This is a genomic window from Pseudomonas urethralis (genome assembly GCF_021602465.1).
In the GTDB taxonomy this organism is placed as follows: domain Bacteria; phylum Pseudomonadota; class Gammaproteobacteria; order Pseudomonadales; family Pseudomonadaceae; genus Aquipseudomonas; species Aquipseudomonas vlassakiae.
On the sequence record NZ_BQIJ01000011.1, the window covers coordinates 43,759 to 59,252 of the forward strand.

Consider the following 15,494-nt stretch of genomic DNA (forward strand, 5'->3'; position numbering starts at 1 on the left):
GAAACCCAATGCCCGATCCTGTCGCTGCGCGCCTGCGTCTCGCGCCTGAAGCCCTGACCCGGCGTTTCTCCCCCGAGCAGTTTGCCTTTACCAATACCGACGATCTGGAGCCGTTTCGCGGCGTCCTGGGCCAGGAGCGTGCTGTCGAGGCCCTGCAGTTTGGCGTGGCCATGCCGCGCCCGGGTTACAACGTCTATGTGATGGGCGAGCCGGGCACCGGCCGCTTCTCGTTCGTCAAACGCTACCTCAAGGCCGAGGGCAAGCGTCAGCAGACCCCGTCCGACTGGCTCTACGTCAACCATTTCGATGACACCCGCGAACCACGAGCCCTGGAGCTGCCTTCCGGCAGCGCGGCCGAGTTCATCAACGACATGGGCGGCTTGATCGACAACTTGCTGGCGACCTTCCCGGCGGTGTTCGAGCACCCGTCGTACCAGCAAAAGAAGGGCGCCATCGACCGCGCCTTCAACCAGCGTTATGACCGTGCACTGGATGTGATCGAGCGCGCCTCGCTGGAAAAGGACGTGGCCCTGTACCGCGATGCCAGCAACGTGGCCTTCACCCCGATGGCCGACGGCAAGGCGCTGGACGAAGCCGAATTCGCCCAGCTGCCCGAGGAGGTTCGCGAGCGATTCCACGAGGACATCGCCCTGCTCGAGGAGCGCCTCAACGAGGAGCTGGCCAGCCTGCCACAATGGAAGCGCGAGTCGAACAACCAGCTGCGTCAGCTCAACGAAGAAACCATCACCTTGGCCCTGCAGCCGCTGCTGGCGCCGCTGTCGGAAAAGTACGCGGAGAACGCGGCGGTCTGCGCTTACCTGCAGTCCGTGCAGCTGAACCTGCTGCGTACCGTGGTCGAGCAGCTGGTTGAAGACAGCAAGACCGACGCTGCTGCGCGCAAGCTGCTTGAAGAACAGTACGCGCCAAGCCTGGTGGTCGGCCACCACGCTGACGGTGGTGCACCGGTGGTATTCGAGCCGCACCCGACCTACGACAACCTGTTCGGGCGCATCGAATACAGCACCGATCAAGGGGCGCTGTATACCTCTTACCGGCAGCTGCGCCCTGGTGCGCTGCACCGCGCCAACGGCGGCTTCCTGATTCTCGAAGCGGAGAAGATGCTGGGCGAGCCGTTCGTCTGGGACGCCCTCAAGCGCGCCCTGCAGTCGCGCAAGCTGAAGATGGAGTCGCCGCTGGGCGAGCTGGGCCGTGTAGCCACGGTCAGCCTGACGCCGCAGATGATTCCGCTGAACATCAAGCTGGTGATCATCGGTTCGCGCCAGCTGTACTACGCGCTGCAGGACCACGACCCGGACTTCCAGGAGATGTTCCGTGTGCTGGTCGACTTCGACGAAGACATGCCGATGGTCGACGAGAACCTCGAGCAGTTCGCCCAGCTGCTGCGCACCCGCACCAACGAAGAAGGCATGGCACCGCTGACCAGCGATGCGGTGGCGCGCCTGGCTACTTACAGCGCGCGCCTGGCGGAAAACCAGTCGCGCCTGTCGGCACGCATTGGCGACCTGTTCCAGCTGGTCAGCGAGGCGGACTTCATCCGTCAGCTGGCCAGTGACGAAATGACCGACGCCGGGCACATCGAGCGGGCGCTCAAGGCCAAGGCCACCCGCACCGGGCGTGTCTCGCAGCGGGTGCTCGACGACATGCTCGCGGGCATCATCCTGATCGACACGGAAGGCGCGGCGATCGGCAAGTGCAACGGCCTGACCGTGCTCGAAGTCGGCGATTCGGCGTTCGGCATGCCGGCACGCATTTCCGCCACCGTCTACCCGGGCGGCAGCGGCATCGTCGACATCGAACGTGAGGTCAACCTCGGCCAGCCGATCCACTCCAAGGGCGTGATGATCCTTACGGGCTACCTGGGCAGCCGCTATGCCCAGGAATTCCCCCTGGCGATTTCCGCCAGCATCGCCCTGGAGCAGTCCTACGGCTATGTCGATGGCGACAGCGCCTCGCTGGGTGAGGCTTGCACGCTGATCTCGGCGTTGTCGCGCACGCCGCTCAAGCAGTGCTTCGCCATCACCGGTTCGATCAACCAGTTCGGTGAAGTGCAGGCGGTGGGTGGGGTCAACGAGAAGATCGAAGGCTTCTTCCGCCTCTGCGAGGCACGTGGCCTGACGGGCGAGCAGGGGGTGATCATTCCGCGCGCCAACGTTGCCACACTGATGCTCGACGAGCGCGTGTTGCAGGCGGTGGAGAACGGCATGTTCCACGTCTATGCCGTCAGCCAGGCCGATGAAGCATTGAGCCTGCTGGTGGGCGAAGAAGCTGGCGAACTCAACGATCAAGGCGTCTTTACCGAAGGCAGCGTCAACGCCCGGGTGGTCGAACGCTTGCGCGAGATCGCCGAGATGATCGGCGAGGAAGAAATCGAGAAGGCAGAAAAGGAACGGCTGGAAGAGGTGATTGCCCAAGCCAAGCCGGCCTGAGTCAATAAATCGGCGCTGGCGGCCAAGTGCTACCGTTCAGCGCCGGTTTTCCATCTTTCTGTGCCGTTCTTCTATGCTGGAACTTAAGGACGGTATCAGGGTTCAGGATGGAAACAGCCTGGTTTTCAGGCTGAACAGGGCTCATTGGAGGGGACGCGGCCATGCGCAACCTCAGCCTTACTCGCCAGTGCCTGGGCCTGGTGACCCGCATTGAATGCAGCATCCGCCCACTGGCCGGTGACAACGGCATGTGGACGCTGCTGTTCGCCGCCGGCATGGCCGGTGAACAACCCTCGGCAATCAAGGCCCAGGGGCCGTTCCATGGGCCGGTAGTGGCCGAGTCCGTGCTCAGCGCCATCGTCGACAGCTTGACCCTGCATGGCTATCAGGTGGCCGACGATCCACAGATCTGGTGCCTGCACCTGCAGGCCCAGCTGCGCCGGATCAACGGCGAACGCTGCCGCAATCTGGGGGACTACCAGTTTCATCCTGAAACCTGAGCATTCATTGCCAGCGGTGCGGCATCTGGCCGCAGGCTTTTGCTGTCACAGGTGGCTGGCTATACTCGCGGCCGAATTTCCAGTCACCTGACGAGTCCCAAATTCTCCATGGAACGTATTCTCGAAAACGCGATGTATGCCTCGCGCTGGCTGCTCGCTCCCATCTACTTCGGGCTGTCCCTCGGCCTGCTGGCCTTGGCGCTGAAGTTCTTCCAGGAAGTTGTCCACGTCCTGCCCAACGTCTTTGCCCTCAGTGAAGCCGACCTGATTCTGGTCATCCTGTCGCTGATCGACATGTCGCTGGTTGGCGGCCTGTTGGTGATGGTGATGATTTCCGGCTACGAGAACTTCGTGTCGCAGCTGGACATCGACGAGAGCAAAGAAAAGCTCAACTGGTTGGGCAAGATGGACTCTTCGTCGCTGAAGATGAAAGTAGCCGCCTCGATCGTGGCGATTTCTTCGATCCACCTGCTGCGGGTATTCATGGATGCGCAGAACATCTCCACCGACTACCTGATGTGGTACGTGATCATCCACATGACCTTCGTGGTCTCGGCGTTCTGCATGGGCTACCTGGACAAGCTGACCAAGCATTGAGGCTGGCGCGGTCAGTGTGGGAGCGGCCTTGTGTCGCGAAAGGGCTGCGCAGCAGCCCCAGGACTTATGCATTTAAGTCGTATTGCTGGGGCCGCTTTGCGGTCCTTTCGCGACACAAGGCCGCTCCCACAGGGATCTAGGCCAACTGACGAGCGGCGTCAGTAATGCCTTGTGCAATCATTGGATTCGTACAAAAAATGAGCACTCATGCGTGGTTCCCATAGCGAGGTGCTCTCATGAACCTGCATCAGCTCAACACCGAGGCCAGGGCCGGCCATGTCGACGAACTGAACCTCATTGCCATCGAGGGCGGCGACTACCTGATCGAAGCGCGGATCAAAGGCCATCCCCATCCCCTGTCCGATACCCGCGGTGAGCGCTTGCGCGTGCACTCGGTGGAGGATGCGCGCAAGTTGTTGCAGACCATTCCGATGGTATCGATGAACCTTGTGCATTGGTCGGTGCAGGATGAGATGTGCGGCATGGGCACGCACCCCGAAGAAGATTTGAAGGTGCCGATTTCCCAGCGTTCGGCCTGGTAGCTGCTCGCGGCTGCCCAGTGTGCTAGGCTGCTCGCCCTTTTCATCAAGGGCGCGGCTGCACTGCGCCCTGCAGTGGAGCATGACCATGTCCGAACTCAACCTGTCCACCGACGAAACGCGCGTCAGCTACGGCATCGGCCGTCAACTGGGCGGCCAGCTGCGCGACAACCCGCCGCCAGGCGTGAGCCTGGAAGCCATCCTGGCCGGCCTGACCGATGCGTTCAACGGCGCCGAAAGCCGTGTCAACGAAGCCGACCTGTCGGCCAGCTTCAAGGTCATCCGTGAGCTGATGCAAGCCGAAGCTGCCGCCAAGGCTGAAGCCGCCGCAGCCGCTGGCAAGGCTTTCCTGGTCGAAAACGCCAAGCGTGACGGCATCACCACCCTGGCTTCGGGCCTGCAGTTCGAAGTGCTGACCGCAGGTGAAGGCGCCAAGCCGACCCGCGAAAGCAACGTCCGCACCCATTACCACGGCACCCTGATCGACGGCACTGTGTTCGACAGCTCCTACGATCGTGGCCAGCCGGCCGAATTCCCGGTTGGCGGCGTGATCGCTGGCTGGACCGAAGCCCTGCAGCTGATGAACGCGGGCAGCAAATGGCGCCTGTACGTGCCGAGCGAGCTGGCCTACGGCGCGCAAGGCGTTGGCAGCATCCCGCCGCACAGCGTACTGGTGTTCGACGTCGAACTGCTCGACGTTCTGTAATGCCGTGAGGCCGGCGCTGCCGGCCTCAACTCCAGTCCGTTCCCCCGGGGCGCAAGGCCCGTGCATAGCAGAACAGAAACAGGTTGCGCACCAACTCCTTGAGCACCACCGGCTCACTCGAATTCAGCCCGCACAGATCCAGGTCTCCCTGCTCGCGCAGTTCGTCCAGTGCTTCTTCTTCGAGCACTGCGCACACCTCACCGGTTTCCCGATGGAGGATGCGCAGATAGGGGTGGGGGCGGTCCAGCCAGGCGTCGATCAGATAAGTCATGGCGATTCTCCTTGGAAAGCAGCTCCAATGAGAATAATTCTTATTATCAGAATAGCAAGCGCCAATTGGCAGATTTTGTAATCAGACCTTGCGCACGAATTCCGACTTGAGCTTCATTGCACCGATGCCATCGATCTTGCAGTCGATGTCGTGGTCGCCATCGCACAGGCGGATGTTCTTCACCTTGGTGCCGACCTTGACCACCAGGGACGAGCCCTTGACCTTGAGGTCCTTGATCACGGTAACGGTATCGCCGTCCTGCAGGACGTTGCCGACCGAATCCTTCTTCACTACGTCATCGCTGGCCGCCTCGGCTTCGCCGCTGGCCGACCACTCGTGGGCGCACTCAGGGCAGATCAGCTGGCTGCCATCCTCGTAGGTGTATTCGGAGTTGCATTTGGGGCAGGGAGGCAGGGTGCTCACTTCGGTTCCTTAAACAGACAGACGGTTAAAGGCCCATATTGTATAAGGTCTAGCGGGAGAAGTATTTTTGTCCGGACAAATGCATCGCGGGTAAACCCGCCCCCACAGCGTTTGCACAATCTGTGGAAGCGGGTTTACCCGCGAATGAAGGCGGCTCGGTCTGTCAGTGGGTACGCGCGACGGCAAACTCGCTCAGTTCAACCAGCGCATCCCGGTATTCGCTGGCTGGCAGCACTTCCAGGCACTCGATGGCACGCTTGACGTAGTCTCGTGCCAGTTCGGCGGTGTACTTCAGTGCGCCAGAGGCGTTGACGGCCTCGCGAATCTGCTCCAGATCTTCCAGGCCGCCCTTCTGGATCGCCTTGCGCACCAGTGCCGCCTGCTCCGGCGTCCCTTCGCGCATGGTGTAGATCAGGGGCAGGGTCGGCTTGCCTTCGGCCAGGTCGTCGCCGACGTTCTTGCCCAGGGCTTCGGCATCGCCTTCGTAGTCGAGCAGGTCGTCGACCAGCTGGAAGGCCACGCCCAGGTGGTCACCAAAGGTGCGCAGGGCTTCGCGCTGCGCTTCGCTAGCTTCGGCCAGTGCGGCGGCGCTGTGGGTCGAGGCTTCGAACAGCATGGCGGTCTTGCCGCGGATGACGTCCATGTAGACCTCTTCGGTAGTGCTGGCATCGCGTACCCGCGACAACTGCAGCACTTCGCCCTCGGCGATTACCCGGGTGGCCTTGGAGAGGATCTGCATGACCGGCATCGAGCCCAGTTCGACCATCATCTCGAACGAACGCGAATAGAGGAAATCGCCCACCAGGACGCTCGGCGCGTTGCCCCACAGGGCGTTGGCGGTGGAGCGGCCACGGCGCATGCCGGACATGTCGACCACATCGTCGTGCAGCAAGGTGGCGGTGTGCAGGAACTCGATGGTCGCGGCCAGCAGGCGCAGGTCGGCGCCTTCACGGCCCAGGGCCTTGCCGCACAGCAGGACCAGCAGTGGACGCAGGCGCTTGCCACCGGCCGACGTGATATAGTCGCCGATCTTCGATACCAGCGGCACGCGCGAGGTCAGCTGCTTCTTGATGATCTCGTCGACGGCGCTGAAATCTTCAGCTACCGCGCGGTAGAAGGTTTGGGGTTGCATCGGCTGCTCCAGTGAGGTTGCGCGGCATGCTAGGTCGCGGGTCCCGGTGTGTCAAGGCGCGGTGCCCGCTGGCCGGGGGCGGGACTTGCAAGCAAAACCGGGGTTGCGTACAATCGCGCACCCTAACTTCCTGGGCAGCACCTGCCTTACGCAATTGCACAGGGCCGTTCCAGCCCCATGCAGCCATGCCAGCCAATACTCATCATATAAAGCGCTGGGTGAGCAGGATTATCGGAGAAATACCATGTCTTACGCAGTAATCGTTACCGGCGGCAAGCAGTACAAAGTCGCTGAAGGTGAATTCCTCAAGATCGAAAAGCTGGAAGTCGCCACTGGCGAATCCGTGACTTTCGACCGCGTCCTGCTGGTTGCCAACGGTGAAGAAGTCACCATCGGCGCACCAGTCGTCGCCGGCGCTAAAGTGGTTGCCGAAGTCGTTTCGCAAGGCCGTCACGACAAGGTTCGCATCATCAAGTTCCGTCGTCGTAAGCACCACATGAAGCGTATGGGCCACCGCCAGTGGTTCACCGAGATCAAAATCACCGGTATCCAGGCTTAATCGCCTCGGTCCCCTGAATTTATTTGGAGAATTGAACCATGGCTCACAAGAAGGCTGGTGGTAGTACTCGTAACGGTCGCGACTCAGAATCGAAACGCCTTGGCGTGAAGATGTATGGCGGCCAGGTTATCAAGCCAGGCAACATCATCGTCCGTCAGCGCGGCACCGAATTCCACGCTGGCTACGGCGTTGGCATGGGCAAGGACCACACCTTGTTCGCCAAGATCGAAGGCGTGATCAAGTTCGAGAAGAAAGGCGAGTTCATGCGCCGTTACGTGAGCATCGTCGCCGCTTAATCGCGACGTCGCTCCAGAAGCCCCGTCACGCGACGGGGCTTTTTCGTTTGTGGTGAGCCTCTTGCAAAGCTGTTTGTATGGGCTGCCGGCGTGGGTTTCTACGGTCGTACGGGGCCGCCGCGCTCATTTTTGCAAGAGCCTCAGGTTTTTCAGTATTCAACTCGCCCGCAGGCGAGAGGCGGTTTTGAATGAAGTTTGTTGACGAAGTATCCATCCGGGTCAAGGCCGGTGACGGCGGTAACGGTTGCATGAGCTTCCGCCGCGAGAAGTTCATCGAGAACGGCGGCCCCAACGGCGGCGACGGTGGTGACGGTGGCTCGGTGTACATGGTTGCCGACGAAAACCTCAACACCCTGGTCGACTACCGCTACACCCGTCACCACGAAGCCCAGCGCGGTTCCAATGGCGGCAGCACCGATTGCACCGGCAAGAAGGGCGAGGACCTGTTCCTGCGTGTGCCGGTCGGCACCACCGTGATCGATGCCTCGACCCAGGAAGTGATCGGTGACCTGGTCACGCCAGGCCAGAAGCTGATGGTCGCCCAGGGCGGCTGGCACGGCCTGGGTAACACCCGCTTCAAGTCCAGTACCAACCGTGCGCCGCGCCAGACCACACCGGGCAAGCCAGGTGAACAGCGCGACCTGAAGATGGAGTTGAAGGTCCTGGCCGACGTCGGCCTGCTCGGCCTGCCGAACGCGGGCAAGAGCACCTTCATCCGCTCGGTTTCGGCCGCCAAGCCGAAGGTCGCCGACTACCCGTTCACGACCCTGGTACCGAACCTGGGCGTGGTCAGCGTCGACCGCTGGAAGAGCTTCGTCATCGCCGACATCCCCGGCCTGATCGAAGGCGCCTCCGACGGTGCCGGCCTGGGTATCCGCTTCCTCAAGCACCTGGCCCGTACCCGCGTGCTGCTGCACCTGGTCGACCTGGCGCCGCTCGACGGCAGCAGCCCGGCCGATGCCGCTGAAGTCATCATCAACGAGCTGACCCGCTTCAGCCCGTCGCTGACCGACCGCGAGCGCTGGCTGGTACTGAACAAGTCCGACATGCTGATGGAAGACGAGCGCGAAGAGCGGGTCAAGGAAGTGATCGAGCGCCTGCAGTGGGAGGGCCCGGTCTACGTGATCTCGGCAATCTCCAAGCAGGGTACCGAGCAGCTCAGCCACGACCTGATGCGCTACATCGAAGACCGCGCCGACCGCCTGGCCAACGACCCGGCTTACGCCGAGGAACTGGCCGAACTGGACCAGCGTATCGAAGACGAAGCCCGCGCCCAGCTGCAGGCCCTGGACGACGCCCGTACCCTGCGTCGTACCGGCGTCAAGAGCGTGCACGACATCGGCGACGACGACGATGCCTGGGACGATGATTTCGAGGACGACGAAGACGGCCCGGAAATCATTTACGTGCGCGACTGATCGGTTGCAGTACACTAAACGCCGCTCTCGGGAGCGGCGTTTTTGTATCCACGGTATCTATAGATTCGACATAGGTTGGAAGAAGATGCGAAGCAAGGTGACGGGCGCCAAGCGCTGGGTCGTGAAGATTGGCAGTGCCCTGCTGACCGCTGATGGCAAGGGGCTCGACCGCGGCGCCATGGCCGTATGGGTCGAGCAGATGGTCGCGCTGCGTGAAGCAGGCGTGGAGTTGGTACTGGTCTCCTCCGGGGCCGTGGCTGCCGGCATGAGCCAGCTGGGCTGGACTTCGCGACCGAGTGCGATGAACGAGTTGCAGGCCGCTGCCTCGATCGGCCAGATGCGCCTGGTGCAGGCCTGGGAAACGAGCTTCGGCGAGCACGGCAAACACACCGCGCAGATCCTCCTGACCCACGACGACCTGTCCGACCGCAAGCGTTACCTGAACGCCCGCAGCACCCTGCGTACCCTGGTTGACCTGGGCGTGGTGCCGGTGATCAACGAAAACGACACCGTGGTCACCGACGAGATCCGCTTTGGCGATAACGACACCTTGGCCGCGCTGGTGGCCAACCTGGTGGAAGCCGACCTGCTGGTGATCCTCACCGACCGCGACGGCATGTTCGACGCCGACCCGCGCAACAACCCCGAAGCCCAGCTGATCTACGAAGCCCGTGCCGACGACCCGTCGCTCGACGCCGTGGCCGGTGGTACCGGTGGGGCGCTGGGCCGGGGCGGCATGCAGACCAAGCTGCGCGCCGCGCGCCTGGCAGCCCGTTCCGGCGCCCACACGATCATCATCGGTGGCCGCATCGAGCGCGTGCTGGATCGCCTGAAGGCCGGTGAGCGCCTGGGTACGCTGCTGTCGCCCGAGCGCGGCATGCTGGCGGCACGCAAGCAGTGGCTGGCTGGCCACCTGCAGACCCGCGGCACCCTGGTGCTCGACGCAGGTGCCGTGCAGGCGCTGCGCGAGGCGAACAAGAGCCTGCTGCCGGTCGGCGTGAAGACGGTGCAGGGCAGTTTCCGCCGTGGCGAGATGGTGGTCTGCGTCGGCCCGGATGGCGTCGAAGTGGCCCGTGGCCTGGCCAACTACAGCGCACTGGAAGCGCAGAAGATCATCGGCCAGCCGTCCGATCAGATCGAGGCCTTGCTGGGCTACATCGCCGAGCCGGAGCTAGTGCACCGCGACAACCTGGTGCTGGTATGAAGCTGCTCAAGCGGGTAATGGCGATGGCGGTCCTTGCCCTGCCGCTGCTGGCCGGGGCCGAGGAGATCGGCCAGGTGTCCACTGTGTTCAAGTTCCTTGGGCCGAATGATCGCATCGTGGTCGAGGCGTTCGATGATCCCAAGGTCGACGGGGTGACCTGCTACCTGTCGCGGGCCAAGACCGGCGGCGTGAAGGGTGGGTTGGGGTTGGCGGAGGATCGGGCGGAGGCTTCGATTGCCTGCCGTCAGGTCGGGCCGATCAGCTTCAAGGGTGAATTGAAGGACGGCGAGGAGGTGTTCAAGGAACGCACCTCGCTGGTATTCAAGACCATGCAGGTGGTGCGCTTCCTCGACAAGAAGCGCAATACGCTGGTTTATCTGGTGTACAGCGACCGCATGATCGAAGGCAGCCCGCAGAATGCGGTGACGGCGATCCCGATCCTGCCTTGGGCGCATTGATAGCCTGGTAGATCGCCGGGAGGCCTTTGGCCTCCTTTCGCGACACAAGGCCGCTCCCACAAGGGCCTGCGTACACCGGCCAATGTGGGAGCGGCCTTGCGTCGCGAAAGGGCCGCAAAGCGGCCCCAAGGTTCCTCAGGCCAACTCCTCGGCCTGATCCTCACGCACAATCGCCTTCACCTCATCCAGCCGGCTGATGTACTTCCAGTCGGCCTCGTCGATGTAGATGCCATTCGGCCCGCTGCCACCTTCCAGGTCGATCGCCACGCGCGCCGACACCTGCGGCTTCACGCTGGCCAGAATCGGCACGAAGCCCAGTTGCAGGCTGGTCTCCAGCAGTGCCGCCTGGTTGCGTTCGTCGATGTCCGCCGCTTCGTCGAGGTAGTACGGCAGGCGAATACGCCCAGCCAGGTCACGGTCCATCAGGTGCAGCAACAGGTACATGTTGGTCAGCGCCTTGATGGTCATGGTGGTGCCGTTGGACGCCGCGCCGTCGATGTCGGCGTGGATGATCGGTTGGCCGTTGACCTTGGTGATCTCGAACGCCAGCTCGAACAGGTCCTTCAGGCCCAGCTGGTTGTGGTTTGCAGCCACCAGCCGCGCCAGGTACTCCTTGGCCTCTTCGTTCTTGTTGTCCTGCTCGGCGCTCTGGGTCAGGTCGAACACCGACAGGGTCTCGCCTTCCTCGTACTGGCCGGCGCTGTGGATGATCTGGTCGATGTGCTTGAGCGCTTCCTTGTTCGGCGCCAGCACGACGCGGAAGCTTTCCAGGTTGGAAACCTGGCGTTTGTTGATCTCGCGGTTGAACAGGGCCAGCTGGTGCTCGAGGCTGTCGTAGTCGCTGCGGATGTTGCGCAGGGTCCGGGCGATGTCGGTGACCGCGGCGCGGCGCGCCTTGGCCAGGGTCAGGGCTTCGTCGGTGCGGTGCGCGTAGGCGTTCACCAGCAGCTGCAGGCGGCGCTCCATGTCGTCTTCGCTGTCGAACTTGGCCACGCCCTTGAGGCGTACCTGGGCGTACAGCGCCTCGATCTGGTTGTCGACGCGTTGCAGGGCCTGCCAGCTGTCCTGATAGTCGTTGAGCATCGGCAGCAGGTTGTCCATGGAGTCGTCGACTTCTTCCATGAACGGCGTGCCGTAAGGCAAGTCGGCCGGCAGCAGCTGACGGCGGCGCAAGGCGTCTTCCAGGGTGCGCTGCTTGGATTCCAGGTCGCCGATCTGGCGGCCGACCAGCTGCAGCTTGGCCGACAGCTGCTGGACGCGCTCGGTGAAGGCGTCGCTGGAGCGCTTGAGCTCGTCCTGGGCGGCTTCCAGCTGCGCCAGTTGCTCCAGCTTCTCGGGCTCTTCGGCACTCAGGGTTTCGCTGCGGCGGTAGTCTTCCAGGGCCTTCTGGGCGTCCAGCACTTCCTGGTACAGGGCTTCTGTCTGCGCCTTGGAGGCCGTGCGGTCGGCGGCGACCTGCTGCTGGGTCTTGAGCTGCTTGAGCTCCTTTTCCAGGCGCTCCTTCTGGTCGCGCAGGGCGGCGCGGTCGGCCAGGGCCTGCAAGGCAGGCGGGTCGATGTTGGAGAGGTCGATGGACAGGCCAGGGGCCTCGAAGCGCTCGCCCTTGAAGCTGTCGAGCACGGCTTCCAGGGACTTCACCCACAGCTCGCTGTCGTCCAGCTCGATGCCGCGCTCGCCCAGCGGCAGGCTGAACAGCGCGCCGTTGAACAGGCGCATCAGGCGGTCGACATCCTGCTGCGAGAATTCTTCGCGCAGGCGGGCGTAGCTGTTGTTGTCGGCGTGGTCGAGCTGCTGCTTGACCTGCTTGAGGCGTTTTTCCAGGTCGCGCACGCGCTCGTCGAGGTCTTCGGCGCTGAATTGGCGCGACTGCGCCAGGGCGCCGGCCAGTTCGTCGTGGGCGTCCTTGGCGGCCAACAGGCCCTGTTCCAGCACCTTGACGTCATCGACCAGGGCGAAGCGGTGCTTGAGCACCGACAGCTCGCCGAGCCAGCGCTGGATGCCGGTGATTTCACGCTCCAGGCGCATCAGCTCCTGGGTGCCGCCACGCTGGTCGTTTTGCAGGCGATCCTGTTCGCCACGGTAGTGCTCGGCCTGGATCACCAGCTCTTCCTTGCGTGCCATGGCGTATTCCTGCCAGGTGCCCAGCAGGTTGTCGAGCAGTGGCGACAGGCGGTGCAGCTTGCCACGCAGGATGTCGCGCTGGGCTACGCCGCCGGCCAGGGCCTCGACCAGCGGGCCCGCAGCGACCAGGGCGTTGTAGTCCTGTTCCATGCGGCGCACGTCGCGGAAGGCTTCTTCACAGGCGGCGATATAGTCGACGCTGCCCGAGCGCAGGCTGTGCTCGAAGGCGTCGAGGAACAGCTGCTTGAGCTTGGCCGCTGTGATCTCGCGCATGTGCAGCAGGTTGATGAACAGTGCGCGGAAGGTTTTCAGGCTCTGCTCGCTGGTGGAGCGCAGCGGGATCAGGGTCAGGTCCAGCGGGCACGAAGTGTGGCCGCCGACCAGCAGCCGGCGCAGTTCATCGGGCTTGAGCTCATAGGCCTTCAGGCCCAGGCGCTCGAGGTTGGTGAACAGCTCCTTCTGGCGCAGGCAGGTGTCGTTCTTCTGGTAGTGAGCCAGGTCCAGCTCGCCCTTGTAGGCAAAGAACTGGTGGCCGAAACCGCCGCCCGGGCCGCGGCCGACCACGCCGATCACATGCGTGCCGTGGGGCAGGTTCAGTTCGCAGAGGATGTACGAGGTGTCGCTGGCGAAGTAGAACCGACGCGACTGCTCCAGGCTGTACTTGCCGAAGCTCATGTCGGACATGCGTGCCAGGATCGGGAACTGCAAGGCGTTGATCGACGCCGATTTACCCAGGTTGTTGGCACCATACACCGACAGCGGGTGCTCCAGCGGGAACAGCCCGAGGCTGTAGCCGGCGGTGTTGAGCAGTGCAAAGCGGCGGATGCCGTAGCGTTCCTGGCTCATGCGTCAATCTCCTGTTGCTCTTCGCGGATGGCCCGGGCCAGGGCGTCCTCTTCGCTTTCCTCGCCATCGAACGGGGTGAGGTCGAGCGGGTCGTCGGTGCGGTTGAGTTGTTCCGGGCTTTCTTCCTCGACCAGTACCGGCACCGGCAAGGGCAGGTCGCTGTGCAGGCTGGCGGCCAGGTCGCGGTCCTGCTGCACTGACAGGCAGACGTCGAGGAAGCGGTGCATCGGCGGCAGGAAGCGGTAGATGCCGCCTTCTTCATGGGCGAAGCCGAGCTGGGTCATGCGGCGCATGATCTTTTCTTCCAGCTCGTCGACGGTCTGCACTTCGGCCTGCAGGAACAGGTCGCGGTACTTGTCCAGCAGCGAGGGCAGCTCGTCGCGGCCGATGCTGCCGCCGTCGAGCACGGCCATCGGGTCGCGGCCCTGGTCGGCCAGGTGCTCGACGATGATGAAGGTGAACAGCGACAGGCGCTGGGCAGTCTTGTTGACCTGCGCAGCGGCCTGCTCGGGGACGAAGTAGTAGAAGCCGCGAGTATCGCACACCAGCTCGAAGCCCAGGGCCTTGAACAGGGTGCGGTACTGGTCCTGGAAGTTCGACAGCTGGGCGTACATTTCAGGGTCGCGGCGGCTGACGTGGAAGCCCTTGAACAGCTCGCGGAAGATCGGCGCGAGCTGGGACAGTTCGGAAAGATCAAGATGCATTGGCTGGGCTCAAGTGGGTTTCAGGTTGCGCTTCGCGGCTGGATGTCAGGGCGAACGAGCGCAGGCTGACCAGGTGTTCGTGGGTGGTGTACTCGCGCCGTTCCAGGCGTTCGCGCTTGAAGCGCTTCTCCCGTGACAGGCGCGAGAACCAGTACAGCAGTTCGTCGGTGGCGCCTTCGGGTTCCTGGTCCAGCAGCCAGACCATCAGGTCTGGCAGCGGCAGGGCGTCTTCGCAGCGCTCGAGCATCTCTTTGACCGTGCGTGGCGCACGCGGCAGCGGGCCTTTCTGGGTCTTGTGCGCCTTGGGGAACTTGGCCGGCTTCGGCTCGAAGCGCGCCAGGGCATAGACGTAGGCCTCGACCTGGCTGGCGCTGCCGAGGAAGGTGCTCTGCGGGCGGGTGAACAGTGGCATGGCGGCTTGCGGCACGGCATCGATGCCCTTGCGCCGGATCACCGACAGCGCCAGTGCGGCACCGCGGGTCACAGCGTTGTGCCGGCGTGCTTCTTCACGCAGCGGCAGCAGCAGTTCGCGGGCGTGGCGCAGGGTCAGCTGGGCGCTGGTCTGCATTTCCAGGATGCGCGCGTGGGTGCGCAGCAGCATGTCATCGTCGACCAGGTGGCCCAGGCGCGCCTGCTCGCCGAGCAGCTTCAGCAGCACGGTTTCGACCTTGCGTACGCCTTGCTCGAACGCGCCGTCGGCGTTCACCAGCTGGATCATCGGCTCAACGTATTCGTCCCAGGTCGCCAGAACTTCGGCGTAGCGCTGGCGTAGCGGGATCTGGCGATTGCTGGTCTTGGCCCGTTCGGCCACGGCGACCAGCGCCTGCTCGTCGTTGTCGAGCTTCTTCAGCACGTCGCGCACGCGCATGTCGAGCAGGCGCAGCTGGCGCGCCAGGTCGTCGCTGTCGCGGTTGTCGAAGGCATCCTGGATATGCCCGGCCAGGCGCTCCAGGTGACGCAGGTAGGCCTCGATCTCCAGGCACAGGCCCAGCCGGTGCTCGCGGCGCAGGTAGGCAAGGAAGTCGTGGATCTGGGCATTGAGCTCGAAGCGGTTCGGGCTTTTGGCCACGGGCACCAGGATGTCCAGGCGGATCCACACGTCGAGCAGCTGGGTGATGTCCTGCGGCGTGCTTTCCACCTGCTGGCGGCTCAGTTGCTGGCGCAGCTCCACCAGGCTCAGGGTGCCCTGGTCGAAACGCTCGCACAGCGGCTCGATCAGGGCCCAGTGTTCGGCTAGGGCGCGCAGGACGCGCTTGGGTTCGATCATTGGCGT

The 15,494-nt window shown here is 63.4% G+C and carries 16 protein-coding genes; 10 read left to right on the forward strand and 6 right to left on the reverse strand.

All coding sequences use genetic code 11. The features are described from left to right. Positions 1 to 8: 8 nt before the first annotated feature. The 5 genes from L6D64_RS18080 to L6D64_RS18100 all read left to right on the forward strand — a co-directional run bounded on the left by L6D64_RS18080 (position 9) and on the right by L6D64_RS18100 (position 4,789). Positions 9 to 2,447 (forward strand): Lon protease family protein, encoded by a 2,439-nt coding sequence (locus L6D64_RS18080; RefSeq protein ID WP_176506910.1) that lies wholly within the window; start codon positions 9 to 11, stop codon positions 2,445 to 2,447. 161 nt (positions 2,448 to 2,608) lie between these two features. Then, a complete protein-coding gene (locus L6D64_RS18085; RefSeq protein WP_054887213.1) occupies positions 2,609 to 2,947 on the forward strand; it encodes a PA4575 family protein in 339 nt (112 codons plus the stop codon). Between the two features lie 108 nt (positions 2,948 to 3,055). Beyond that, positions 3,056 to 3,544, forward strand: a complete 489-nt coding sequence (locus L6D64_RS18090; RefSeq protein WP_003247486.1) for a TIGR00645 family protein — start codon at positions 3,056 to 3,058, stop codon at positions 3,542 to 3,544. 236 nt (positions 3,545 to 3,780) lie between these two features. Further along, entirely contained in the window at positions 3,781 to 4,086 is a 306-nt protein-coding gene (locus L6D64_RS18095) for a DUF6482 family protein (protein WP_176506909.1), read from the forward strand. Positions 4,087 to 4,171: 85 nt separating this feature from the next. Continuing rightward, positions 4,172 to 4,789, forward strand: a complete 618-nt coding sequence (locus tag L6D64_RS18100) for a BamJ family beta-barrel-assembly machinery protein (RefSeq protein ID WP_054887596.1) — start codon at positions 4,172 to 4,174, stop codon at positions 4,787 to 4,789. Between the two features lie 25 nt (positions 4,790 to 4,814). On the opposite strand, the gene L6D64_RS18105 is transcribed toward L6D64_RS18100, so the two are convergent. From L6D64_RS18105 to L6D64_RS18115, 3 genes are all read right to left on the reverse strand, one after another. Then, positions 4,815 to 5,060, reverse strand: a complete 246-nt coding sequence (locus L6D64_RS18105; RefSeq protein WP_176506908.1) for a PA4570 family protein — start codon at positions 5,058 to 5,060, stop codon at positions 4,815 to 4,817. Between the two features lie 81 nt (positions 5,061 to 5,141). Then, positions 5,142 to 5,483 (reverse strand): zinc ribbon domain-containing protein YjdM, encoded by a 342-nt coding sequence (locus tag L6D64_RS18110; RefSeq protein ID WP_054887598.1) that lies wholly within the window; start codon positions 5,481 to 5,483, stop codon positions 5,142 to 5,144. Positions 5,484 to 5,646: 163 nt separating this feature from the next. Further along, positions 5,647 to 6,615 carry a polyprenyl synthetase family protein gene (locus L6D64_RS18115; protein ID WP_099815048.1) on the reverse strand — a complete coding sequence of 323 codons (969 nt, stop codon included), beginning with the start codon at positions 6,613 to 6,615 and terminating at the stop codon, positions 5,647 to 5,649. A 244-nt stretch (positions 6,616 to 6,859) separates the two neighbouring features. On the opposite strand from L6D64_RS18115, the gene rplU reads away from it, so the two are divergent. The 5 genes from rplU (at position 6,860) to L6D64_RS18140 (ending at position 10,550) form a co-directional block, all read left to right on the forward strand. Continuing rightward, positions 6,860 to 7,174: a 50S ribosomal protein L21 gene (rplU, locus tag L6D64_RS18120; protein ID WP_003247466.1), complete on the forward strand. Its 315-nt coding sequence runs from the start codon at positions 6,860 to 6,862 to the stop codon at positions 7,172 to 7,174. Between the two features lie 38 nt (positions 7,175 to 7,212). Then, positions 7,213 to 7,470 (forward strand): 50S ribosomal protein L27, encoded by a 258-nt coding sequence (gene rpmA, locus L6D64_RS18125; protein WP_003247464.1) that lies wholly within the window; start codon positions 7,213 to 7,215, stop codon positions 7,468 to 7,470. Between the two features lie 188 nt (positions 7,471 to 7,658). Then, positions 7,659 to 8,888 (forward strand): Obg family GTPase CgtA, encoded by a 1,230-nt coding sequence (cgtA, locus tag L6D64_RS18130; RefSeq protein ID WP_054887600.1) that lies wholly within the window; start codon positions 7,659 to 7,661, stop codon positions 8,886 to 8,888. 85 nt (positions 8,889 to 8,973) lie between these two features. Beyond that, positions 8,974 to 10,092: a glutamate 5-kinase gene (gene proB / locus L6D64_RS18135; protein WP_054887601.1), complete on the forward strand. Its 1,119-nt coding sequence runs from the start codon at positions 8,974 to 8,976 to the stop codon at positions 10,090 to 10,092. After that, complete coding sequence (locus L6D64_RS18140; protein WP_176506907.1) at positions 10,089 to 10,550, forward strand: CreA family protein; 462 nt, start codon at positions 10,089 to 10,091, stop codon at positions 10,548 to 10,550. The genes proB and L6D64_RS18140 overlap by 4 nt, the downstream gene beginning before the upstream one ends. 135 nt (positions 10,551 to 10,685) lie before the next feature. On the opposite strand, the gene mksF is transcribed toward L6D64_RS18140, so the two are convergent. The 3 genes from mksF to mksB are packed head-to-tail and all read right to left on the reverse strand — an operon-like array spanning position 10,686 to position 15,488. Next, positions 10,686 to 13,517 carry an Mks condensin complex protein MksF gene (mksF, locus tag L6D64_RS18145; RefSeq protein ID WP_176506906.1) on the reverse strand — a complete coding sequence of 944 codons (2,832 nt, stop codon included), beginning with the start codon at positions 13,515 to 13,517 and terminating at the stop codon, positions 10,686 to 10,688. Continuing rightward, positions 13,514 to 14,221, reverse strand: coding sequence for an Mks condensin complex protein MksE (gene mksE / locus L6D64_RS18150; RefSeq protein ID WP_054887604.1), 708 nt, complete (start codon positions 14,219 to 14,221; stop codon positions 13,514 to 13,516). Before mksE ends, mksF begins: the two co-directional genes overlap by 4 nt. After that, a complete protein-coding gene (mksB, locus tag L6D64_RS18155; RefSeq protein WP_176506905.1) occupies positions 14,211 to 15,488 on the reverse strand; it encodes an Mks condensin complex protein MksB in 1,278 nt (425 codons plus the stop codon). Before mksB ends, mksE begins: the two co-directional genes overlap by 11 nt. Between the last annotated feature and the right edge of the window lie 6 nt (positions 15,489 to 15,494).

Coding starts and splice junctions, on each gene's coding strand:
- L6D64_RS18085 (WP_054887213.1), top strand. CDS start 2,609: ATGCGCAACCTCAGCCTTACTCGCCAGTGCCTGGGCCTGGTGACCCGC.
- rpmA (WP_003247464.1), top strand. CDS start 7,213: ATGGCTCACAAGAAGGCTGGTGGTAGTACTCGTAACGGTCGCGACTCA.
- L6D64_RS18090 (WP_003247486.1), top strand. CDS start 3,056: ATGGAACGTATTCTCGAAAACGCGATGTATGCCTCGCGCTGGCTGCTC.
- L6D64_RS18105 (WP_176506908.1), bottom strand. CDS start 5,060: ATGACTTATCTGATCGACGCCTGGCTGGACCGCCCCCACCCCTATCTG.
- mksE (WP_054887604.1), bottom strand. CDS start 14,221: ATGCATCTTGATCTTTCCGAACTGTCCCAGCTCGCGCCGATCTTCCGC.
- proB (WP_054887601.1), top strand. CDS start 8,974: ATGCGAAGCAAGGTGACGGGCGCCAAGCGCTGGGTCGTGAAGATTGGC.
- mksF (WP_176506906.1), bottom strand. CDS start 13,517: ATGAGCCAGGAACGCTACGGCATCCGCCGCTTTGCACTGCTCAACACC.
- mksB (WP_176506905.1), bottom strand. CDS start 15,488: ATGATCGAACCCAAGCGCGTCCTGCGCGCCCTAGCCGAACACTGGGCC.
- rplU (WP_003247466.1), top strand. CDS start 6,860: ATGTCTTACGCAGTAATCGTTACCGGCGGCAAGCAGTACAAAGTCGCT.
- L6D64_RS18115 (WP_099815048.1), bottom strand. CDS start 6,615: ATGCAACCCCAAACCTTCTACCGCGCGGTAGCTGAAGATTTCAGCGCC.
- L6D64_RS18080 (WP_176506910.1), top strand. CDS start 9: ATGCCCGATCCTGTCGCTGCGCGCCTGCGTCTCGCGCCTGAAGCCCTG.
- cgtA (WP_054887600.1), top strand. CDS start 7,659: ATGAAGTTTGTTGACGAAGTATCCATCCGGGTCAAGGCCGGTGACGGC.
- L6D64_RS18100 (WP_054887596.1), top strand. CDS start 4,172: ATGTCCGAACTCAACCTGTCCACCGACGAAACGCGCGTCAGCTACGGC.
- L6D64_RS18140 (WP_176506907.1), top strand. CDS start 10,089: ATGAAGCTGCTCAAGCGGGTAATGGCGATGGCGGTCCTTGCCCTGCCG.
- L6D64_RS18095 (WP_176506909.1), top strand. CDS start 3,781: ATGAACCTGCATCAGCTCAACACCGAGGCCAGGGCCGGCCATGTCGAC.